Annotated in this window: 1 pseudogene; it reads left to right on the top strand. The window is 70.9% G+C overall.

The window, feature by feature from the left end:
- A pseudogene (locus tag SB786_RS37630) lies at positions 1-237 on the top strand (lipoyl synthase); the annotation flags it as partial.

Genomic DNA, 237 nt, shown 5'->3' with positions numbered 1-237 from the left:
CCCGATGATGAGCACGACGGTCGCCGACGTGGCGGCCGTGCTGCGCGAGCATCGGCTGCATTCGGTGTGCGAGGAGGCGATGTGCCCGAACATCGGCGAGTGCTTCGCGCAGCGCACGGCCACGTTCATGATCATGGGCGGGCTGTGCACGCGGCGCTGTCCGTTCTGCGACGTCGCGCACGGGCGGCCGGCGCCGCTCGATGAGGATGAACCCGCGCATCTCGCGTCGGCGGTCGC

The organism is Burkholderia sp. SIMBA_062, assembly GCF_046534765.1.
Taxonomy (GTDB): Bacteria; Pseudomonadota; Gammaproteobacteria; order Burkholderiales; family Burkholderiaceae; genus Burkholderia; species Burkholderia ambifaria.
This window is presented reverse-complemented; position numbering and strand designations above follow the sequence as displayed.